A 22,948-nucleotide genomic window follows, 5' to 3' on the forward strand; every position below is an offset into this window, starting at 1 on the left:
TTCTTCTTATCTTGCAAATTAGTAAAATTTGCAGGACTTAGCACCTTTTCAATGAACAAACCATTCATTGAAGGTTGCTGAGGCGTCGCAGGGCCATTCCCTCAACCTCTCTTGATAAGAAATCAATTATTTAGATTATTTATAAAATTTACTACAGATTGGTGGGGATGTCAATTTGTTTTTAACTATTGAGGAAATATGAGTTATATAACGGAGAGGACAAAATATTTAATTTATTATTATAAAATTTGTTGACAGTGATAGTTTATGGTTTTATTATTAGTTATAACGAACGTTCTTGATAAAGAACTACAGTGGGTAATAAGTTACATAGAAAGATAGTTTTGTTAATTGAATTATGATAAATATCAGGAAAATAGGAATAGATATGATTCCTGGTAATTTAGTATGGTTCGGGTGTTCTTTTTAGTGAACTTGATTAGTGTAATAGATGTTATGAATTTTTTAGATTGGCAGGAGGAAAAAATGAGCGCAATAGCCGGAATATATCATTTAAATAATGAACCTATCAATCTAGAGCACGGAAACCGGATGATGAAAGAACTAGAAAAATATCCGGCCGATGATATTCAAACTTGGCATAACGACAAAGTTTTCCTTGGCTGCCATGCACAGTGGATCACACCGGAGTCTTTAGGTGAAAAACTTCCTTACTATGATCATGAAAGGAAGTTAGCTATTACGGCAGATGCGATTATAGATAATCGTGAGGAGTTATTTGAGAGATTACAAGTTGATAAAAGTAAAAGAAAAGAGATAACGGATAGTGAGTTAATTGTGCTTTCTTATCATAAATGGGGAGAGGACTCTCCGAAATATCTAATAGGTGATTTTGCTTTTATGATTTGGGATGAGAGGGAGCAGAAGCTTTTTGGGGCTAGGGATTTTTCTGGGGCAAGAACATTATATTTTTATAAAAATAAACATAAATTCGCATTTTGTACCGTTATGGAACCATTTTTTGTTTTACCATACTTAGACCAATCAATAAATGAGGACTGGATTGCGGAATATTTAGCCTCTATCAATATGATTGAAACTATTGCCCCCTATTCAACAGTTTACTCAATGATTAATCAAATCCCTCCTGCGCATACATTATTGATAAAAAATGGGAAAATTAAATTTTCTAGATACGTTAACTTGGATGAAGTGGAAAAATTAAGTTTAAAAAATGAATCTGACTACTTAGAGGCATTTCGTGACATTTTTCAAGTAGCTGTAAATTCAAGACTACGAACCTTCCGAAAAGTGGGTGCGCATCTAAGTGGAGGGTTGGACTCAGGTTCTGTAGTTAGTTTTGCAGCAAATTCACTAAAAACTAATGGTAAAGTTTTAAATACTTTTAGTTTCGTACCTCAGAAATCATTTGTTGACTGGACACCTAAAAATCGCTTTGCAGATGAGAGTCCATACATACGTACAACTGTTGACTTTGTTGGGAATATTAGCGACATGTATTTAAATTTCGATGGCTGTACTCCTGTTACAGAAATTAATAATCTGATTACAGCATTAGAGATGCCATATAAATTCTTTGAGAATTCTATTTGGATAAAGGGTATTTATGAAAAGGCTTCTGAATCAGATATTGGGATACTTTTAGAAGGTTCAAGGGGAAATTATTCAATTTCATGGGGCCCCGCATTAGAATACCAAGCCTTACTTTTAAGAAAATTTAGAGTTTTAAAGTTTTTAAATGAACTATCGTGTTTTAGTAGAAATATAGGCATTTCTAGATCGAAAATCTTACCACTTTTAAAAGGGTATGCACTTGATTTTCATAAGAAGGAGTTTTCTTATATTAACCCTTCTTATACAAACACAGAACTATTAGAAAGAACAAATATCATCGAAAAGATTAATGAGTATGAACATATTTACAATCCTTTTAGAGGATTGTTAGAGGGAAGAAAAGTTCACTTTAATCAACTGATGTCATGGACGATAGATGGCGTAGTAAATACAAAATTGTCATTACGTTATTCTTTATGGAAAAGAGATCCAACTAATGATTTAAGAGTCATAAGGTATTGTCTATCCGTTCCTACAGAGCAATACGTGCAAAATGGTATGGATAGGGCATTGATACGAAGAGCGCTAAAGGGCTACTTACCGGATGAGATAAGGTTGAATCAAAGGACTCGTGGAATACAAGGAGTAGACGTTATCCATAGAATGTCAGGAACTTGGGGAGATTTCACAAGAGAATTAAATAATTTGAGTACTGATCCAATAATAACAAATTATATAAATGTAAGTAAGATAAAAGAAGCAATCACAAGAGTAAAAAAGATACCTGATGAAAGTTTTGTGTATAATCCTGAATTCGGTATCTTAGGAAAAAGTTTAATTTTGTATAGATTCTTGAAGAAAAAATCTGAAAGGAGGTGAATAAGATGAAGAAAGAGTGGGAAAAGCCTGTATTAGAAAGTTTAGACGTTAGTATGACTATGGCTGGTGTGGGCCATGCAATTAAGGATGATAAACAATACGATCCAGATGATTTTGTATTCCATAGTTAATTAACAATGAAAATTGCTTAGCCCTTGTACATCTACAAGTATAAGGGCTTTTTAACTAACCATTCAACTAGGTGATGGAGTTGAGAATATGATTGAGACAAAAGAGAAGTTAGCATATAAAGCATTTGGTTTTACAATATTGAGTGATATTCACTTTCCAGAATTATTACAAATACCTAATCCTAAAGACTTGGTAGATATAGAAATTAGAATTGAAAATAATAGAATTTCAGATAAATTAATTTTAAACAAAAATGGGATAATGATAGGTGAAAAGTCTGTCCTGTTTCAAATAGCTGAAACAGCTGTGTTTAATATCAAGGATGGGAATGAAATCATTGTCTCTCCGCTTGAAGGAGCCGATATTGACAGAATTAGATTATATATCCTTGGAACATGTATGGGTGCAATTCTAACGCAAAGGAGGATTTTAGCTCTACATGGAAGTGCAGTAGTTGTTAATGGTAGTGCCTATGCTATAGTTGGTAATCGCGGGGCGGGAAAGTCTACACTTGGTTCAGCCTTCATAAGTAAAGGGTATCATTTGCTAAGTGATGATATTATTGCAGTTAACTTAAATGAAGAACAAGTTCCAATTGTTACTCCCTCGTTTCCTCAACAAAAGCTTTGGAAAGATAGTTTGGAACGATTAGGGATGGGAAAAGGGGATTTTCATCCTCTTTTTCAAAGAGAAGAAAAGTTCTCTGTTCCAATCCAGGACCATTTTTATAATAACACAATTCCACTTACCGGAATTTTTGAATTGATAAAGACAAATAAGGACAAAGCTGAAGTTAGGAGCATACAAAATCTTAATAGATTAAATATCTTAATGCAGCATACTTTTAGACGATCCCTGTTAAATAACATTGATGTACTGGATTGGCATTTTAAACAAACTGTGATGATTGCTGAGAAAGTTAACATGTACAAGATAGAAAGACCTTTGGAAGATTTTACAGCATTTTACCTTGTAGATTTAATACTAGATATCATTAAAGAAGGGAAGACATAAACATGAAAGTTGAAACTAAAAGTGAGATGAAAATTGTTCAAGTTCCTGGAATTATAGTAAGTGATATGGATGGAGAAAAAGTAATGTTATGTATTAAAAACGGAAGATATTATAATTTAGGGCAAGCGGGCGGAACCATTTGGGAACTGATTGCTGAACCTCTAACTATCGAACAAATTGTTAATAAGTTGCTGAACATTTATATGGTTGATGAAAAAGAATGTGAGGACCATGTAAAAGACTTTATTACTCAACTATCAAATGAGAATTTAATTTTAATGCAAGAAATAATTAAATAATTAATAATGTGGAGAGGATTCCATGATGAGTTTATTGCGAAGAGGAAAGATACTCCTATCATTAGATCTAAAGGCAATTCTTGTTTTTTTTGAGGCTTGGATATTTCTTGGCTGGGCCCGTTTTATCCTCATCTTTTTACCTTTCCAGAATGTGGCTCTTAGACTAGGAGATTATATGATGGAATCTACAGGTGAAACTGACAGTTCGATTATAAAGTCGCAAAGAATTATACACCAATCTATTAGGATAATGTCCAAATACACTTTTTGGGAAAGCAAATGTTTTGTTCAAGCGATTGCCGGAATGAAAATGTTAGAAAGGAGAAATATTGATGCCACTCTTTATTTAGGAACAGCTAATGATGTAGAAAGTAAAAAGATGATAGCACATGCTTGGTTACGAAGTGGTCCCTATTACATTACTGGCTGGGAAGGAGCGCAGCGATTTACTGTTGTTGCAAAATTTGCAAGTATCTCTCGTAAGAATAAGAGGAGAAGGAAATGACCAAGGAACTTATACAAGAAATATCTGCTTTACAAAAAGAGCTAAAGTTGGTTTTGTTTTTAATTAATATGGAGTTAACTGAGGAAAATATATCAAAAAATAAAGAGTTATTCTCCAGTGTAAATTGGGAGACTTTTTTAGAACTTGTTAAACATCATCGAGTTTATCCACTACTATATATAAAGGTAAAACAAATAAATAATGGCTGGATACCAGATTTTATTTTTAATTTTCTTCAAGAGGAATATAAAAAAAATACTATAAGAATGCTTCACATTTGTGGTGAAATTGAAAATCTTGCTGGAATACTTTCAAAAGAAAAAATTAGAACTCTTTATCTAAAGGGACCATTATTAGCTCATGACCTTTATGGAGATATATCACAAAGAACATCTTGTGATATCGATATTTTAATAGAGAAAGATAACCTCAGTAGGATGGATAGGATTTTACAGGAAAATGGATATATAAAAGACGATTACATTCTAACAATATTAAACGACTGGACTTGGAGGCATCATCACATAGCTTATTATCTTCCGAATAAGGGGATAAAGTTGGAAATTCATTGGAGATTAAATCCTGGTCCAGCAAAAGAACCTAGTTTTAATGAATTGTGGAAAAGGAGAAGAAAGTCAGAATTAACTAGTTCAACTCTGAACATTTTAAGCAGAGAAGACTTATTCTTTTTTCTAGTTACACATGGGGCTCGACACGGTTGGTCTAGGTTAAGATGGCTTTTGGATATCAAACAGATTGTATTAAAAGCACTCGACTACAATAAAGTATTAAATATCTTGAAAAAAAATCAAAGCTTACAAATGGGGGGGCAAGCCTTACTATTAGTAACCGAACTACTAAATCATTCTATCCCAAATGAATTGGAGTCTATAACTTTTAGTAAACAATCGTTCCAACTCTCAAATAATACATTATTTTATCTTAAACAGATGGTAAACTTGCATCATGATAAGCTTTCAATAGAGGTAGCTAATTTCCACAAAAAATACTTATTTCAACTATTGACTGGGAAACAGAAGATAATATATTTATTAAGTTTACTATATCCTTTTCCTGTAGACGCTGAGACACTGCCCTTGCCAAAATTTCTACATTTTTTATACTTTCCCCTTCGGCCATTTTTAATGGCTTGGCGTAGAACAAGGAAGTGCTATTATAGGGAGGAGTTAAAATGAATAGTATTTTTTTCTTCGCTAAGAAAATGTATTCATACACTGGGAAAATCCTTTTTTTTACACATATAGGTGTAGTTTTAAGCAGTTTACTTGATGGCTTAGGTGTATTGTTATTAGTTCCAATGATTAGTGCTACAAAAATTTTAGATTTAAATTATGGATCAACCATTTTACAAAAAATTTTTCACCCACTAACCCTAATACCACAATCAATCATATTGCCAGCAATTTTATTTATATATGTTATGTTGGTAATTGGCCAAAGTCAAATGCAAAGAATTTTAAATGTTCATAACTCAAAAATTACCCAGGGATTTAGTAGAAGGTTAAGAAATGAAATATATCTCTCTATGCTACAAGCAGATTGGGATTTTTTCTTGAAAAGGAGGAAATCAGATTTTATAAATTTAATAACTACTGAAGTTTCACGTGTTATTGTTGGGACATCAACATTTATGCAATTATTATCCACATTATTATTTACCTTTATCCAAATTTGTATAGCCCTTTGGCTGTCAGGAAAAATAACAATATTCGTATTACTAAGTGGTATTTTTATTATGATTTTCGCAAAGAAATTCCTCAAAGAAGCAAAGATTTTAGGAAGACAGACTTCAGAGTATGCTCGAAGTTATCTTGCCGGTATCACAGACCACTTTAATGGAATAAAAGATATAAAAGGTAATACTCTTGAAGAATCAAGATTAGAATGGTTTAACTCTATAACAGAAAAAATGGCTAACGAACTAGTTGAGTATGCTGAGCTAAAATACAACTCACAAGTATTCTATAAGAGTGCATCTGCTATATTGGTTTCACTATCCATATTTTTTTCTATAAATCTATTTCCATCACAGCCAACACAATTAATTCTTATTTTACTTATTTTTTCTCGATTATGGCCTAAATTTATAGAAATTCAATCTAATATGGAACAAATTGCTTCTTCTATACCTGCTTTTAAGAATGTGCTTAGATTTCAAAATGATTGTGACCAAGCAAGAGAAATATTGAATTTTTTTAAGTCAAAAGATATAGTACCTTTGCAGCTAAAACAAAAAATAGAATGTAGGAATGTTAATTTCAGTTACTCTCAAGGGGAAATAGATTATTCTTTAAAGGGTATTAACTTAGAAATTTATGCAAATCAAATGACTGCCATTGTTGGAAAATCAGGAGCAGGTAAGAGTACTCTTATTGATCTTTTAATTGGTCTTTTAAAACCTGTAAGTGGACAGATTCTTCTTGATGGCAAGCCCCTATCCAATGATAAAATAGTACAACTTAGACAAACTACTAGTTACGTACCTCAAGATCCATTTTTATTTAATGCAACAATAAAAGAAAACTTGTTAATAATTAATCCAAAAGCGACTGAAAATGAGATTTGGGAGGCATTAGAGCTGGCTGCAGCAAAGGATTTTGTTCTGAGACTTCCGAGTGGGCTAAACACATTAATTGGTGACAGGGGTATTAAATTGTCTGGTGGAGAACGGCAAAGGCTAGTTTTAGCTAGAGCAGTTCTTCGTAAGCCGTCATTATTAATCCTTGATGAAGCAACAAGCGCCTTAGATACGGAAAATGAGTCTAAGATTCAAGACGCTATTGAACAGTTAAAAGGAAAGATGACAATCATTGTTATAGCACATCGATTATCAACGATTCGTAATGCGGATCAAGTGGTAGTCCTAGACAAAGGTGAAATTATCCAACAAGGTCAGTTTAGTCAGTTGGCAAAAGAAAAAAGAGGGATGTTTAGTCGATTACTAAAGAAGCAAATGGATGTTAGTGTCTAATAGTTTTTAATTTTTGTTAAATTATTTCAAGTACAAAAATAAATTGACTTGTTCTTTATAAAGAACTAATATAGAAGTTATTAATAGATAAATCTAATTTTTTTGACGAAATACTATAAAAGGTTATTCAATGTATATTTTTTTGCGTGAATCGTTCTTTATTTAGAACTGATGTTTCTTGAAAAAGTCTCAAAAATAAAAGGTGGTTTTATGGATAGTTATCAAAAAATAAATCGAGGAAATCAAAAAAGGGCAAAAGAAATAAATCTGAGAGAATTGTTCTTTGTGATGAAAAGGCGGTTCTGGATTATAGCAGCTGTAACCATCTTGATAGGTTTGATTGGATACATTTTAAACCAATCCACCGTCGTTCCATTATATCAGTCATCATCTAGAATTATTATTGGTGCTGATGAAGCGTCCAGGAAAACTCTTCAAGTCATTGTAAGAGACTCTTCTATTTTAGACATTGTCATTAAGAACCTAGGACTTAATGAACCATCCAATCAATTAGCTAATCAAATTTCAGTAGCTAGTGTAGAAAATTCTCAAGTAGTCAGCATAAGTGTTGTGGATATAGACCCAGTTAAGGCATCTCAAATCGCGGATACAACAGCAGAAGTTTTTAAAGAGGAAGTTCCGAAAATTGTTGGTCAAGACTATATACGGATTTTGTCAAAGGCAAAGGTAAATCCGGTTCCCATTAATCCAAAGACAAATAATAAGTTGTTTTATGGAATCATTGGAGGTCTTGTGGTTGGGATAGGAGTAGCATTCTTTCTAGAAACAGTAGATGAAAGAGTACGATCTAAAAAAGAGGTTGAAGAATTATTGGATGTACCAGTATTAGGAAGAATACCTAAAATTAATAAAAGAAGAATGAGAAGAGTAGCAAACAAAACTCAAGTAGATGTAGAAATGGGGGAGACAATTGGTTATAAGTAAAAGAAAATTAAAAGCGAAAAAAAACATGCCCCCATTTGTTACCTACTATTATCCAGAATCTAAATTAGCAGATCAATTCCAAATGATTCAAACAAACATCAATTTCCTTATGTCTGATAAAAAGACACAAACCATTATGGTAACTTCCCCTGAAGATGGAGATGGAAAGTCAACAATCATAGCCAATTTAGCTGTTTCAATCGCACAACAAAAGAAGAAGGTCCTGTTACTAGATACAAATTTAAGAAAACCTTCCTTACATGAATTCTTTCATACGTCTAACACTAATGGCTTAACGGATGTTCTGACAGGCAGAATGTCATTTAGTGAAGTAGTTTATCATACGGAGATTTGGAGATTGGACCTACTGCCAAGTGGTGCTATTCCCAAAAATCCAGTCGAATTATTAGGTTCAAAAATTATGAAGGAATTACTAGTAAAAGTAAAAGAATCCTATGATGTCATTATACTAGATTCTACTGCTCTACTTCATCTACCGGATACAAAGCTTTTGGTAAATCTTTGTGATGGCGTACTTTTAGTTATTAAAAATGGAAAAACAAAACTGCAAAGTGCAGCAGAGGCCAAAACAGTGATTGAATTTGCAAAAGCCAAACTATTGGGTGCTATCTTAAATCAATAATCGTTGAGAAGTTTCTTTTTTAATACATTTTCGTTCTTAATTAAGAATGTCATTTCATTAAAATAGTTTTCGGAAATGTCTCCTATCCACTATCAATGGAGGCACTCGGTCATGCTGTGGGTTGAATAACCTTAGACGCTAGTCGTCGAGAGTGTGATGTGAGGACGGGTTAGATGCCCAATTTATTTAAAGATGATAGATATGTGTTCTTAATAAGAGCCTATACCTATCATTTTTAAGGAGTTGAAGGGATGGATAATCATATTGATTATTTTCCAAAGTCAATTAAAAAAGCAGTTAGATATATTAAACAAGAAGCACCGAAGGAGCAATTAGCAGAAATTAAGAAAATTATCGACACCGCCATCAAGATTCGAAATCAGAGGATCGATTAAAGGAGGGAAGGGGATAGGTTATGACATATAGCCAACGGCTATCATTTTTTGTTTTTATCGACTCTTGTATTGTGCTAGCAGCTGTCTACTTTAGTAAATTTTTTGTAGATGGGACCTTTCATGTTATCACATACAGGATGGTCATCATCTCGGTCGTAATGATAATAAGCCATCATTTTCTCTCATTAAAATTTCATTTATATCAAAGGGCTTGGGAATATGCCAGTATTGGTGAACTTCTTAGTTTATTAAAGACAGTTACTCTATCGATAGTTATTGCAGGAGTTGTGCAGGAAATCTTTCTTGGGGAAATTGCCTTTCGATTACTGGCTGTCACTTGGCTCCTGAATATGTCGTTAATCGGTGGATCTCGTTTTTCTTGGAGATTGTACCGAGATGCGCATCTAAAACCAAAACAGAATAAGGAAAGATTATTAATTATCGGTGCTGGTTCGGCTGGAACCATGGTGGTCAGACAATTATTAAATAATCATCAATCTAAATTACTTCCGGTTGCTTTTATAGATGATGATGAAAAAAAGCAAAAACTTGATATTTTGGGAATTCCGGTCATTGGTGGGATATCAGAAATAGAAGAGGCTGTAAGGAAGTTTGAAATTGATCACATCGTAATTGCCATTCCTTCATTAAGTAAGAAAAAGTTAAATCGTATTTTCCAAGAGTGTGCAAAAACAACTGCAAAAACGCAAATTCTACCTATGCTGGAGGATTTAATGACAGGGAAAGTTTCGGTTAATCAATTCCGTGATGTTCAGGTAGAAGACTTGCTCGGAAGGGAACCAGTTGAATTGGATATGGCAAGCATCTCCGAAAACATCACCGATAAAGTGGTCTTGGTTACAGGTGCAGGAGGGTCAATCGGATCCGAAGTTTGCCGGCAGATTGCACAGTTTCAACCGAAGCAGCTTATTTTATTGGGTCACGGCGAAAACAGTATTTACTCTATCGAAATGGAATTAAAAGAGAACTATCGGAATACAGATATTCAATTTATTCCAGTCATTGCTGATATTCAAGATGCAAAGAAGCTGATGTCAGTGATGGGCAGCTACCAACCAAATATGGTTTATCACGCAGCTGCCCATAAACATGTTCCACTTATGGAGTCTAACCCAGAAGAAGCCATTAAAAACAATATTATCGGGACGATGAACCTCGCGAAAGCAGCAAGCTGGAATGGAGTCAAAACATTCGTCATGATTTCAACGGATAAAGCCGTTAACCCAACAAGTGTGATGGGGGCAACAAAGAGACTTGCTGAAATGATTGTGCAGCATATGGACCAAGAAAGTGAGACAAAGTTTGTTGCGGTCCGCTTCGGAAATGTGTTAGGTAGCAGGGGGAGTGTCATTCCATTATTTAAGAGGCAAATAGAAAAAGGGGGACCGGTAACGGTAACTCATCCTGATATGATTCGATATTTTATGACGATTCCAGAAGCGTCTAGGCTCGTTCTCCAAGCAGGATCCCTTGCAAAGGGTGGGGAGATTTTTGTGTTGGATATGGGAGACCCTGTGAAAATCGTCGACTTAGCTAAGAATCTCATCAAACTCTCAGGGAATTCTATTGATGAAATTGGAATTGAATATACGGGAGTTCGTCCAGGAGAAAAGTTGTTTGAGGAATTATTAAAAGAGGATGAGGTACATGAAGAGCAAATTTATCCGAAAATCTATGTTGGGAAAACCTCGGAACTCTTCATTCAGGAAATTGAATCGATTATTTCCGTTTATTCTGGCCTAAATAAAGAGGAGATTAGAGAGAGACTTCTCTCCTTAGCAAACTACAAAATAATGAAAACAACAAAATTATCTGTTTCAGTATAAGGGAGTGCATGACATGAAAGTAAGAAAGGCGATCATACCAGCTGCAGGGCTTGGAACCAGATTTCTCCCCGCGACAAAGGCAATGCCGAAAGAAATGCTTCCAATTGTTGATAAGCCAACCATCCAATATATCGTAGAAGAAGCAGTGGAATCTGGAATTGAAGATATCATTATTGTAACGGGTAAAGGAAAAAGGGCGATAGAGGATCACTTTGACCACTCTTTTGAACTAGAAAACAACTTATTAGAAAAAGGGAAAATTGAATTGTTAAGTGAAGTACAAAAATCTTCCAACCTGGTAGATATACACTATATCCGCCAAAAGGAGCCCAAGGGTTTAGGACATGCCATTTGGTGTGCCAGAAAGTTCATTGGTGATGAGCCATTTGCCGTGCTGCTAGGTGACGATATAGTAACAGCTGAAAAACCCTGCTTAAAACAAATGATAGAACAATATGAAAGATATAATGCCTCTATACTGGGGGTGCAGACAGTACCTGACAACGAAGTTTCTAGATATGGTATTGTGGGCGGAAGAAGTATAGGTGAACGTTTCTATAGTGTCGATAGCTTAGTGGAGAAGCCAAACCAAGAAGATGCTCCATCTAGTTTAGCTATTTTAGGACGATATATTTTAAATCCTAAGATATTTGAGGTTTTAAGTAAACAAAAGCCAGGAGCTGGTGGGGAAATTCAACTTACTGATGCTATTGCTGCTTTGAACCATTATGAAGCCGTTTATGCATATGACTTTGAAGGTACGCGGTATGATGTGGGGGAAAAAATGGGATTTATTCAAACAACAATTGAATTTGCTTTGAAGAACAAGGATTTAAGAAAGCAATTATTGGATTATCTTTCTTCTACGTTAGATAGGGAACTAATTAAATAAATAGCTGATCTTTTTTTCTAATACTTTGAAAGGACCTATTGTATGACTGTTCTTTGGATCAATCTTACTATAGTATTTTTATTTTCATTTCTTTCCCGTTATTTTTCAAGTCCACTCCTAGAATTAAATGGTAGATTAGTATCATTTAGACTCAATAAATTATTTGTATTTTTTACTATTATTTTATTTATTTTAGTTTCTGGATTACGAAATAATATAGGAGATACACCATATTATATGGAATCCTACAAAGTTTTTGATTTTACTTGGGAGTTCATTAAATCTAGAGATGACATAGGATTTGGTGTTCTTCAAATGATTCTAAAAAGATATTCAAACGACCCACAAGTACTAATATTTACAACTGCATTGATTACAAATGTCCTAATTATTATTGGTTTATTTAAATATTCAAGATTAGTAGAATTAAGTACCTATGTATATATAACGGGCGGTTTGTTTTTAGTTACTATGAATGGGATAAGACAATGTTTAGCAACAGCTATTATCTTTTCTGCAACGAAATATTTAATTGAGGGTAAAAAGTTTAGATATATTATAGTTGTAATTTTTGCATCGTTTTTCCATCAAAGTGCATTAATCTTAATTCCCATATATTTTTTAGTAAGATATAAAGCTTGGTCGAAGGCGACTGTAATCCTACTGCTGTTCTCAGTACTTATCGTTTTGGGCTTCAATGAGTTCTCAAAAGTACTATTTTCCGCCATACAGGATAGTCAATATGGAGTTTATAGCCAATTTAATGAAGGTGGTGCAAATATCTTCAGAGTAATCGTATTTGCGGTTCCAATAGTTATTGCTTTCTTTGGTAGAGAAAAACTGAGGGAAATATATCCGGATAGTGACGTTATAATTAATATGGCGATCATAGGTTTGTCGTTTATGATTATTTCGGTTGGGAACTGGATTTTTGCTAGATTTAATATTTATTTTGAACTTTACCAAATCATTTTAATTTCTTGGGTAGTCAAGGTATTCAGAAATAAGGATCAGAAGCTTGTATATTATGCAATCGTATTATGCTATTTTGCTTATTATTACTACGAAAGTGTCATCAACTTAAATATTAAATATGGAAGTAATTATATAGGATAAAAAAACAAAATAGTTTAGGAGGGGAATAATGGCGATATTAATCACCGGTGGAGCCGGTTATATTGGTAGTCATACCTGTGTTGAATTACTGAATGCAGGTAATGAAATTGTGGTCTTGGATAACTTTATGAATAGTAAGCCTGAAGCCATTAATAGAATCAAAGAAATTACAAGAACTCCTTTTAAATTTTATAATATCGATTTATTAGATGAAAATAGTCTTGATGAGGTTTTCTCAGAGAATAATATTGAAGCAGTCATTCATTTTGCTGGTTTAAAAGCAGTTGGTGAATCTGTTTATCTCCCTCTTCACTATTTTCATAACAATATTACTAGTACTCTCATCCTTTGTAAGGTAATGAAAAAATATAATGTAAAAAGATTGGTTTTTAGTTCATCAGCAACGGTATATGGAGTGCCTGAAAGATTCCCGATAACTGAGGATAGTCCTTTAGGAGCGTTGAATCCTTATGGGCGCACAAAGCTTATGATTGAAGAAATGTTACATGATTTATATGTATCAGACCATAGTTGGAGTATTTCTATTTTGCGATATTTTAACCCCATTGGAGCTCATGAAAGCGGATTAATCGGTGAAGATCCAAATGGAGTTCCCAATAATCTTATGCCATATATATCCCAAGTTGCGATTGGAAAACAAAAGGAACTCAATGTTTTTGGGAATATCTATCCAACAAAGGATGGAACAGGTGTAAGGGATTATATTCATGTGGTCGATTTAGCCATAGGACATTTGAGAGCTTTAGAAAAAGTTACATATTCAACAGGTATCGAGGTATATAATCTTGGTACTGGAAAAGGGTATAGTGTCTTAGAAATAATCACAGCATTTGAAAAAGCTTCAGGTAAAAAGATTCCATATAAAATTACTGAGGCAAGGCCTGGTGATGTAGCTGTTTGTTATGCTGATCCAGTTAAAGCGGAGAGAAGTCTCGGCTGGAACGCTAAAAGAGGTATAGAAGAAATGTGTAATGATGCTTGGCGTTGGCAGTTAAAAAACCCAAATGGTTATGAAGAAGTACAAGATATAGAAAATCCTCACTATATTGTAAGTGGGGATTTTTTTATTGGTAATAAATCATGATACTTAAGAGAGGTTAGTAAGATGGCTATATCGGAACATATCACTCAACAGAAGCTGCAAGCGATTTTGAAGGATATATATGTTAAGGGAATAGAGACAGAAAATCTGCAAGTAAAAGAGTTTATTGAAGAAATAAAAAAACAATTATTAGCTGATTCCAAATAGCCCGGGGGGACCAAACATGAAGAGGCTCTTTGATTTAACGGTTTCTTTAATTCTATTCTTTGGTCTTTCACCTATCTTCATAGTGATTGCTTTTTTAGTAAAAAAGAAACTAGGTTCTCCAGTCATTTTTAAGCAAATACGGCCTGGTTTATTTGGCAAACCTTTTTACTTATATAAGTTCAGAACGATGACAGATGAAAAAGACAGTCAAGGGGAATTACTGCCTGATTACATTAGATTAACGACTTTTGGAAAATTCCTTCGTAAATACAGCTTAGATGAATATCCTCAACTATGGAATGTCATAAAAGGGGAATTGAGCTTAGTCGGGCCAAGACCGTTACTTGTAGAATATCTACCACTTTATACGAAAGAGCAATCCTTAAGGCATAACGTACGACCTGGGATTACGGGATGGGCCCAGATAAACGGTCGCAACTCCATATCTTGGGAAGAAAAATTTGATTTAGATGTCTGGTATGTTCATAATCGTTCATTTTTTTTTGATTTAAAAATCTTATTTTTAACAATCTTTAAAGTATTAAGTTCGCAAGGAATTAACCAGCCAGGTAAAGCTACAGTAGAAAGTTTTACAGGTTCCAAAAATTCCTCTGTTGGAGGCGGGCATGGATGAGGTTTATCATAATTGGCCATGGAGGACATAGTAAGGTGATAACAGAGATGCTCCTTACTAATCCAAGAAATAAAATTGTTGGTTATTTAGATGACAAATATAAAGAGATTCATTTTAATAAAAACCAAATATATGGCCCTATTTTGTGGGCAAAGGTGATCGCAAAATACTATGAAGATATTAAATTCATCTTTGCAATTGGTGACAACAAAGCCAGGCAATCAATCGTACAGAATTTGAATCTGCCGATCAAGTACTATTCCACAATAACCCATCATACTGCAACGATTAGTCCTAGTGTAAAAATGGGGTTTGGTACGGTTGTTATGCCCCATGCTGTTATCAACGCAGATGTGAGTATTGGAAACCATTGCATAATAAATTCCGGTGCAGTGGTCGAACATGATTGTGTAATTGAAGATTTCGTACATGTGTGTCCCCACTCTACACTTACTGGTTCTGTCCAATTGGCTGAAGGGGTGCTTTCCGGAGCCGGCTCCACAATAATCCCTAAAGTGAAAATCGGAGAATGGGCTACTATTGGGGCAGGGGCAACAGTGACACATAATATACCCCCATATTGTACGGCAGTGGGTATTCCTGCCAAAGTGAAGTCATACAATCAAAAAAGTGTGGAGAGAGGTGTATTAATTGATAAATACAGCTAATAGAAAAAGAATTTATCTTTCTTCCCCGCATATGAGTGGGAAGGAACATAAATATATAAATGAAGCCTTTCAAACTAATTGGATTGCTCCTCTTGGACCTAATGTGGATGCCTTTGAAGCAGGTATAGCAGAATACGTAGGAGTCAATGAAGCAGTGGCCGTAAGCTCAGGAACGGCTGCCATTCATCTGGCTCTTTTATTATTAGGTGTGGGAAAGGGAGATAAGGTGTTTTGCTCGAGTCTTACCTTTATAGCGAGTGCCAATCCTATTATTTATCAAGGAGCGGAGCCAGTTTTTATCGATTCTGAACCTGAAACTTGGAATATGTCCCCAGAGGCTTTAGAGCGGGCTTTTGAGGATGCGATAAAGGATGATACTCTCCCAAAGGCAGTAATTGTTGTAAATTTGTATGGCCAAAGCGCCAAAATGGATGAAATTGCTGCCATTTGCAATCGATATGGAGTTCCTATTATTGAAGATGCTGCAGAATCACTTGGAGCCATGTATAAGGGGAAAGCAAGTGGAACGTTTGGCAAATTTGGGGTCTTCTCCTTTAACGGAAATAAGATTATTACCACTTCCGGAGGAGGAATGCTGGTGTCAGATGATCGGGAGGCATTGCAAAAGGCAAGATTCTTAGCTACACAAGCAAGGGATGCTGCACCTCACTACCAGCACAGTCAAATTGGATTCAACTATAGATTAAGTAATATTTTAGCTGGTATCGGAAGGGCACAATTAGAAGTATTGGAGAAAAGAATTGCTGCAAGAAGAGCTATTTTTCAGCGGTACTATGATGAACTTTTTAATCTACCTGGGTTTAGGTTTATGCCTGAGTTAAAAGATACCCATTCTAATCGATGGCTAACTGCCCTTACCATTAATGAGAAAGAGGCTGGAATCTCTGTAACAGATATTCTGAGGGCATTAAGCGAGGAAAACATTGAAGCAAGGCCTGTTTGGAAGCCACTTCATCTACAACCCGTATTCAAAGGAATGAAATATTATCCCCATAATGAGCAAGAGAGTGTTTCAGGCGTACTCTTTAATAATGGGTTGTGCTTACCGTCTGGGTCAAATATGACGGAGGAGGACATAGAAACAGTTATTCACCATATTAAACAAACAGTTATTAAAAGGAAGGAAAGAGCGGAGATGTTTAGTAGTTAGTAAGTTACTATATGATAAACGGGGTATGAGTTGTGATCGGAAATACGATATTTGAATTTCGGAAGCAAAAGGGGATCACTTTGTCCGAATTAGCGAAACGTGCAAAAATATCTAAGTCTTATTTAAGTAATATTGAACGAAATCTAAATCGGAATCCTTCTATTGAGGTTGTAAAAAGAATTGCTGCAGTGCTAGATATGGAATTAGATACATTCTTGAGTCCCATAAAAACAAATGACGTACAACATGGATTAGACCAAGATTTGATTGATTTCGCTGCAGAATTAAAGGAAACGGGAATTGAAAAAGAACAAATTAAAGAATATAAAACTGTATTTGAATTTATAAAGTGGAAAAATCAGCACTCACGAGGAGAGAAAAATTGAATTATACCACAAGGAAAATATAAATTAGGTACCTAAGTTAAGTCACTATTGTTGGTTTGGTGGGATCAATTTGATTATATTGCTTCGAATGCATTTTTATCTACCAATACTCTTTATTAGAGAAAATGGTAATTGTAGAAAATATTAAATCACCGCACTTCATAAAGAAAATGGCAGAGGAGGAACAGCATCTTCCCTAGGTAAAATCTCAAACCTTTAACTTGTTTCTACAGGAAGATTATCTTATGTAAAGGGTTTGACCTAGCAGTAGAGGCCTTTAAATTTCTGCATAACAAAGTTTAACAAATATTAGGTAGTACAACGTTAGCTATGGAGGACACGAGTAGGAATTGGAAAATAATTAGTTAGATTAAGAAATAAAGAGAGTGTTAAGTAAAAAACTGTAAATTTATGTCGAAAGAATGTGCTTTAATAAGAACGTTTTGTAAGTTATAATAAAAAAAACATTATTATTAGAATGGTAGGAATTATTTTTTTGATCCAGTTGTTCATTATAATGAACGATCTTTCGGATGATTTTAATTAATTTTAAGGTGTGAATAAAATGGCTGATACAATAAAAAAGCTTTGGGTTCTTTTGGATAATAGGGATAAGAAGAAGTTATTATTACTCTTTCTCATGCTGATCATTGCAGCTATATTCGAAACTGCTGGTATTGGTTTAATTGTTCCTTTTGTCGGGATTGTTACAGACCCAGATAAAATACAACAACAATCTATTTTATCTAATGTATATGAAACATTGAATTTTCAATCAACAAATGCTTTTATATTATTTGCTGTTGGCGTTTTACTAACAGTTTTTATACTCAAAAATGCTTATTTATTGGTATTTTACTATTCCCAATATAGAGTCATTTTAAATCAAAAAGTAAAACTATCAAGAACAATGTTCAAGGAGTATTTAACAAAGCCTTATTCATTTCATTTGCAGAGAAATTCTGCAGAACTTTTAAGGAATGTAAATGGTGAAGTAGCGAAAGTATTCGATGGTATTTTATTATCGACTTTTCAATTATTAACGGAAATACTGATTATCATTTCTATCCTTACGTTACTAATCATTACAGCCCCATTAGCCACTCTCACTTCTGGAATTCTGTTGGGTGGCAGTGTTTTAGTGTTCTTTAAAATTTTCCGCAAAAAGATTACTTACTTAGGAAAAGAGAATCAAAGAGTTAACAGAGAGATGATTAAATGGGTAAATCAAGGGTTAGGTGCAAGTAAAGAAGTGAAGGTATCAGGAAGAGAAAGTTACTTTGTGAATTCGTACGCAAAACAAAGTCAAACTTTGGCGAACAATACTATTTTTAAAAATATGCTAGATCAAATACCAAGGCTTTTCATAGAAACCTTATTAGTATCTGTTGTACTTATTACTATGATCATTATTGTTTTTCAAGGGACTGATACGTCCAAAATAGTGTCTACAATGTCATTATTTGCAATGGCAGCCTTTCGTCTTATGCCTTCCATTACTAGAATCGTTGCTACGCAAACGTCTATTCGGTATAGTCAGCCTGCATTGACGGTAGTTTATAACGATTTGATTAAAGAAAATAAAGGTGAAAATCCTATTCATGAAGAATCAGCCCTGGTGTCAAAACCAGTAAAGGTGAATAGTGGTGAGAAAACATTCCTTGATTCAATTATCTTGGAAGACGTTTATTTCCGTTATCCAAATCAAAAGGAATATTCGGTGAAAAATCTTTCTTTAACTATTCCAATAGGGTATTCGGTTGCTTTTGTGGGATCATCGGGTGCGGGTAAAACAACGATTGTCGATATAATACTAGGACTTTTTGAACCTGAGAAGGGTCGAGTAGCTATTGATGGGCAGGATCTTAATGATCTAATGCCAATATGGAAAAATAAAATTGGTTATATTCCACAATCCATATATCTATCAGATGAAACAATCCGGAAAAATGTTGCATTTGGGATTGCGGATAGAGACATTGACGAAGCTGCTGTTCAAAGGGCGATTAAAGATGCACAATTAAAAGACTTTGTTGAATCCCTTCCTGAAGGATTAGATACAGTTGTTGGTGAGAGGGGAGTTAGACTTTCTGGTGGACAACGTCAGCGAATTGGGATTGCAAGAGCCTTGTATCATAATCCTGAAATCATCTTCTTAGATGAAGCAACATCTGCATTAGATAATGATACAGAGAAAGAGATTATGAAAGCAATAGACGGTCTCAAAGGTGAAAAGACATTAATCATTATTGCTCATAGATTAAGTACAATTGAAAATTGTGACATTGTTTTTAAGGTGGATAAAGGTAAGTTAATAGCAGTAGATAACAAACTAAAACAAACGATGTAATTTCAAGTAAATAAGGTGATTGGATTGGGAAGGAGTAAAGGATGAATGTTTTATATATAACGGGTTCATGTTTGCAATGTAATACATCAGCAAATATGAGTCATAATAGCTTTGTTCAAGGTTTGATAGATAATGGTTGTGATGTAGATATTATCATGTCTGATCCTGGTTTACTTGAAATTGATCCTAATATGCCCAAATGGCTAGAAGCTAATTATTTCATATATAATTCAATTTCAAAAATGGATAGGATACGTTTGGCTGCTAAATCCATCGTTGATAAAAAGAAAGAAACACCTAAAAATACTGATGACTCTCTCCAAAGTAATAGTGGAGAACACAGTAATAAGCTTAGAGATTTTCTTAAATATGTCTTTTATCATTTTTTAACACATGATTCACCACATTACCTAAGCAGGGAATGGTTAAAAAATGCATCCAGATATAATAGTCAAAAAAAATATGACTTGGTAATCTCCAATTCATCTCCTGCTAGCAGCCATGCACTCGTGAATAACTTGCTGACTAGAAGAAATATTTCTGCAAGAAGGTGGATTCAAATATGGGAAGATCCATGGTATTACGATCTTTATATTAAACAAAAAAAAGAAATGATATTAAAAGAGGAAAAAAGATTACTTAATCTTGCAGATGAAATTTTTTACGTAAGTCCCCTTACACTTTTGTATCAAAAACAAAAGTTTCTAGATGCATCAAATAAAATGAAATGCTTACCGTTACCGTATCTTAAAACAAAATCTGGTGGAAGGTGCAATGAAGTAAATAATGAAATTGTTTTTGGTTATTTTGGTGACTACTACTCGCATGTTAGAAACCTAAATCCATTTTATGAAGCTTCTATTGAAATAAATGCTAATGTCAATATATATGGGGATACAAATGAAGAATTTAAAAAAACTAAGAATATTAACATATCTAAGAGAGTTGACATAGGAATTCTTAATGAAGTTCAAGAGAAAACAGATGTATTAATTCATTTATGTAATTTAAATGGTGGACAAATACCAGGGAAGATATATCATTACTCAGGTACTGAAAAACCAATAATTTTTATTTTAGACGGAAAAGAAGAAGAAAAACAGCTAATAAAGGATTACTTTGGAAAATTTAATAGATACCATTTTTGTGAAAATAAAAAGGAAGACATTATGAAGATAATGGGAAATTTCATTAATGGGGAGATTTCAAAAAGATCACTCATTATTGAGGAATTTAGTCCTAAGAACGTCGTTGCTAGATTGTTAGAAGTAAATCAATAGTAGTGAGGTTTTTAATTTGAAAAAAAGAATTTTGTTTGTAAACGGTCATTTAAATATTGGTGGAGTTGAAAAATCACTTATTGATGTACTAAAAAACATGGATTATAACATGTATGAAGTAGACCTTGTGTTGTTTGAAGGACTAGGTGACTATGCCAAGGAAGTTCCTAAAGAAGTAAATATCCTGTATTACGATCTATCAAAAGCATTTGGTCCAATCATGCCATGTCTGATAGATAACTTCCTTACAAGGAACTGGTTTGCATTAATCCTGAGATTAATATTCCTGCTAGAGAAAATAATTGGAGTAGAGGCATTAATTTTTGCAAAGCCAATTTTTAAGTTAGATAAAAACTATGACTGTGCAATTGCGTATCGAGTAGGAATTTGCACTGATTTTGTGGGATATGTCATAAATAGCAAAAACAAAGTGACATGGTGGCATCACGGAGTATATGAATATCCAGACAATCAGACAAAACGTTGGATAAAAGTATTTAAAAACTTCAACAAGATCATTGCAGTTTCAGAAAGCTGCAAACAAATGATAACTACTAACATTAGAGGTATAAATAATAAAATCACTACGATACCGAATATTATTGACGTAGATGAAATTCGACTAAAATCAAATGAAAATCCTAGTTATAACATTAACCAGGGAGAAAATATTATTTTACTAAGTATTGGAAGATTATCACCTGAAAAAGGGATGGTTAACTGTGTCCATGCATGTAGAAAGTTGGTTGATGAAGGTTATAGAGTAAAATGGTATCTCATTGGCGAAGGCATACAACGCGAAGAAATTGAAAGATGTATCCAAGACAATAAGTTAGAAGATTATATATACCTTTTAGGTGCAAATTCCAACCCTTACCCATATATAAAAAGTGCACATATATATGTTCATCCATCTCTGGTTGAGTCATTATCAATTACAGTACTGGAAGCTCTAAGCTTAAATACACCTGCAGTAGTCGCAAGGTCTATGGGTCCAGAAGAATTTATACGCCATAAAAAAAACGGTTTATTAGTAGAACCCAACCCTATTGGTTTATTTAAAGGAATCGTTTCTTTGATAAATGATAAAAATCTCTATACCCAATTAAAAAAAGATAAAAAGGATGTATTAAACAATTACAGTCCGGAAGTGATTATAAATAAAATAAAAGATTTAATCGAGGCGGGCTAGTTTATGGGGAATTTTAGGAAATTTATACATGATTTAGTTTATAGAATAAACAAATGTAAAAGAGAAACGGTATTTCCCATTTCCAATAATGGAAAATGCTTAAAAACTTTTAAAAATATTCATTTAAGTAAGCGCTGCTTTATTATTGGTAACGGTCCTAGTTTAAATGCTGAAGATCTAGAAAAACTGAAAAATGAAATCACTTTTGCCTTTAATCGAATCTATTATATTTTCGATAAAACAAATTGGAGACCTACATACTACTGTTCAGAAGATGATAAGACAATTTTTAAAAGTAAAGAAGAAATTAATGAAATAAAGATAGAGAATAAATTTTTTCCTGTGAACTTTCCATGGGATTATAAGATTCATTTTAATAATGCAATGTATTATATATTTAAATTCGGTGATAGGAGCGAGGAACCAAGGTTTTCCGAAAACATTGTAAAAGGTATTTACTGGGGAAATACCGTAGCCTATACAGCAATTCAAATAGCCGTATATATGGGAATTAAAGAGATTTATTTATTAGGTGTTGACCATAATTTCAGTAAAATGGTAAATGATAAAGGCGAAATTGTGATTGATGAAACAGCAAAAGACTATTTTAGTGAAAAGTATAATACTGACAAAGATGATTTATATATACCTAATGTTGAAATTTCAACAAGAGCATTCACAGCAGCAAAAAGATATGCAGATAAACACAATATTAAAATATATAACGCAACTCGAGGTGGGAAATTAGAAGTCTTTGAAAGAGTAGATTTTGATAAGATAATTTTTTAGAATGTGAGGTTCT

General features: G+C 33.7%; 23 protein-coding genes and 1 riboswitch. All 23 genes read left to right on the forward strand.

Annotated elements, in window-relative coordinates:
* Nucleotides 1-3 precede the first annotated feature (3 nt).
* Nucleotides 4-121, reverse strand: a riboswitch (SAM riboswitch).
* 365 nt (nt 122-486) lie between these two features.
* The 23 genes from ABES03_RS21610 (at nt 487) to ABES03_RS21720 (ending at nt 22,935) form a co-directional block, all read left to right on the forward strand.
* Complete coding sequence (locus tag ABES03_RS21610) at nt 487-2,415, forward strand: asparagine synthase-related protein (RefSeq protein WP_430120723.1); 1,929 nt, start codon at nt 487-489, stop codon at nt 2,413-2,415.
* Between the two features lie 5 nt (nt 2,416-2,420).
* Nucleotides 2,421-2,546, forward strand: coding sequence for a paeninodin family lasso peptide (locus ABES03_RS21615; RefSeq protein ID WP_430120560.1), 126 nt, complete (start codon nt 2,421-2,423; stop codon nt 2,544-2,546).
* An 88-nt stretch (nt 2,547-2,634) separates the two neighbouring features.
* On the forward strand, nt 2,635-3,561 hold the full coding sequence (locus tag ABES03_RS21620) for an aldolase (RefSeq protein ID WP_430120562.1): 927 nt from the start codon (nt 2,635-2,637) through the stop codon (nt 3,559-3,561).
* A gap of 2 nt (nt 3,562-3,563) precedes the next feature.
* Nucleotides 3,564-3,860: a lasso peptide biosynthesis PqqD family chaperone gene (locus ABES03_RS21625; protein WP_430120564.1), complete on the forward strand. Its 297-nt coding sequence runs from the start codon at nt 3,564-3,566 to the stop codon at nt 3,858-3,860.
* A 25-nt stretch (nt 3,861-3,885) separates the two neighbouring features.
* Nucleotides 3,886-4,365 (forward strand): lasso peptide biosynthesis B2 protein, encoded by a 480-nt coding sequence (locus ABES03_RS21630; RefSeq protein ID WP_430120725.1) that lies wholly within the window; start codon nt 3,886-3,888, stop codon nt 4,363-4,365.
* Nucleotides 4,362-5,561, forward strand: coding sequence for a nucleotidyltransferase domain-containing protein (locus ABES03_RS21635; protein ID WP_430120566.1), 1,200 nt, complete (start codon nt 4,362-4,364; stop codon nt 5,559-5,561). The genes ABES03_RS21630 and ABES03_RS21635 overlap by 4 nt, the downstream gene beginning before the upstream one ends.
* On the forward strand, nt 5,558-7,357 hold the full coding sequence (locus ABES03_RS21640) for an ABC transporter ATP-binding protein (protein WP_430120568.1): 1,800 nt from the start codon (nt 5,558-5,560) through the stop codon (nt 7,355-7,357). The genes ABES03_RS21635 and ABES03_RS21640 overlap by 4 nt, the downstream gene beginning before the upstream one ends.
* 210 nt (nt 7,358-7,567) lie before the next feature.
* A complete protein-coding gene (locus ABES03_RS21645) occupies nt 7,568-8,302 on the forward strand; it encodes a YveK family protein (RefSeq protein ID WP_430120570.1) in 735 nt (244 codons plus the stop codon).
* Nucleotides 8,289-8,945 (forward strand): CpsD/CapB family tyrosine-protein kinase, encoded by a 657-nt coding sequence (locus ABES03_RS21650; protein ID WP_430120572.1) that lies wholly within the window; start codon nt 8,289-8,291, stop codon nt 8,943-8,945. The genes ABES03_RS21645 and ABES03_RS21650 overlap by 14 nt, the downstream gene beginning before the upstream one ends.
* A 251-nt stretch (nt 8,946-9,196) precedes the next feature.
* The gene (locus ABES03_RS21655) at nt 9,197-9,340 is read left to right on the forward strand and encodes a hypothetical protein (protein ID WP_430120574.1); all 144 of its coding nucleotides are present in this window, start codon (nt 9,197-9,199) and stop codon (nt 9,338-9,340) included.
* Nucleotides 9,341-9,360: 20 nt separating this feature from the next.
* Complete coding sequence (locus tag ABES03_RS21660; RefSeq protein WP_430120576.1) at nt 9,361-11,187, forward strand: polysaccharide biosynthesis protein; 1,827 nt, start codon at nt 9,361-9,363, stop codon at nt 11,185-11,187.
* A gap of 13 nt (nt 11,188-11,200) precedes the next feature.
* Nucleotides 11,201-12,079, forward strand: coding sequence for a UTP--glucose-1-phosphate uridylyltransferase GalU (gene galU / locus ABES03_RS21665; RefSeq protein ID WP_430120578.1), 879 nt, complete (start codon nt 11,201-11,203; stop codon nt 12,077-12,079).
* A gap of 42 nt (nt 12,080-12,121) precedes the next feature.
* Nucleotides 12,122-13,195, forward strand: coding sequence for an EpsG family protein (locus ABES03_RS21670; RefSeq protein WP_430120580.1), 1,074 nt, complete (start codon nt 12,122-12,124; stop codon nt 13,193-13,195).
* Nucleotides 13,196-13,223: 28 nt separating this feature from the next.
* A complete protein-coding gene (gene galE / locus ABES03_RS21675; RefSeq protein WP_430120582.1) occupies nt 13,224-14,300 on the forward strand; it encodes a UDP-glucose 4-epimerase GalE in 1,077 nt (358 codons plus the stop codon).
* A 21-nt stretch (nt 14,301-14,321) separates the two neighbouring features.
* Nucleotides 14,322-14,465, forward strand: a complete 144-nt coding sequence (locus tag ABES03_RS21680; RefSeq protein ID WP_430120584.1) for a hypothetical protein — start codon at nt 14,322-14,324, stop codon at nt 14,463-14,465.
* 16 nt (nt 14,466-14,481) lie between these two features.
* The gene (locus ABES03_RS21685) at nt 14,482-15,099 is read left to right on the forward strand and encodes a sugar transferase (protein ID WP_430120586.1); all 618 of its coding nucleotides are present in this window, start codon (nt 14,482-14,484) and stop codon (nt 15,097-15,099) included.
* Nucleotides 15,096-15,767, forward strand: a complete 672-nt coding sequence (locus tag ABES03_RS21690; RefSeq protein WP_430120588.1) for an acetyltransferase — start codon at nt 15,096-15,098, stop codon at nt 15,765-15,767. The genes ABES03_RS21685 and ABES03_RS21690 overlap by 4 nt, the downstream gene beginning before the upstream one ends.
* A 31-nt stretch (nt 15,768-15,798) precedes the next feature.
* Nucleotides 15,799-16,938, forward strand: a complete 1,140-nt coding sequence (locus tag ABES03_RS21695; RefSeq protein ID WP_430120727.1) for a DegT/DnrJ/EryC1/StrS family aminotransferase — start codon at nt 15,799-15,801, stop codon at nt 16,936-16,938.
* Between the two features lie 32 nt (nt 16,939-16,970).
* Complete coding sequence (locus ABES03_RS21700) at nt 16,971-17,324, forward strand: helix-turn-helix domain-containing protein (RefSeq protein WP_430120590.1); 354 nt, start codon at nt 16,971-16,973, stop codon at nt 17,322-17,324.
* 565 nt (nt 17,325-17,889) lie between these two features.
* Nucleotides 17,890-19,674, forward strand: coding sequence for an ABC transporter ATP-binding protein (locus ABES03_RS21705; protein WP_430120592.1), 1,785 nt, complete (start codon nt 17,890-17,892; stop codon nt 19,672-19,674).
* A 41-nt stretch (nt 19,675-19,715) separates the two neighbouring features.
* Entirely contained in the window at nt 19,716-20,954 is a 1,239-nt protein-coding gene (locus ABES03_RS21710; protein WP_430120594.1) for a hypothetical protein, read from the forward strand.
* A 16-nt stretch (nt 20,955-20,970) separates the two neighbouring features.
* Nucleotides 20,971-22,146 carry a glycosyltransferase gene (locus ABES03_RS21715; RefSeq protein WP_430120596.1) on the forward strand — a complete coding sequence of 392 codons (1,176 nt, stop codon included), beginning with the start codon at nt 20,971-20,973 and terminating at the stop codon, nt 22,144-22,146.
* Between the two features lie 3 nt (nt 22,147-22,149).
* Nucleotides 22,150-22,935 (forward strand): 6-hydroxymethylpterin diphosphokinase MptE-like protein, encoded by a 786-nt coding sequence (locus tag ABES03_RS21720; RefSeq protein ID WP_430120598.1) that lies wholly within the window; start codon nt 22,150-22,152, stop codon nt 22,933-22,935.
* Nucleotides 22,936-22,948 lie beyond the last annotated feature (13 nt).

Origin of the sequence: Neobacillus rhizosphaerae, from assembly GCF_050477885.1 — a bacterium.
In the GTDB taxonomy this organism is placed as follows: Bacteria; Bacillota; Bacilli; order Bacillales; family Cytobacillaceae; genus Neobacillus; species Neobacillus rhizosphaerae_A.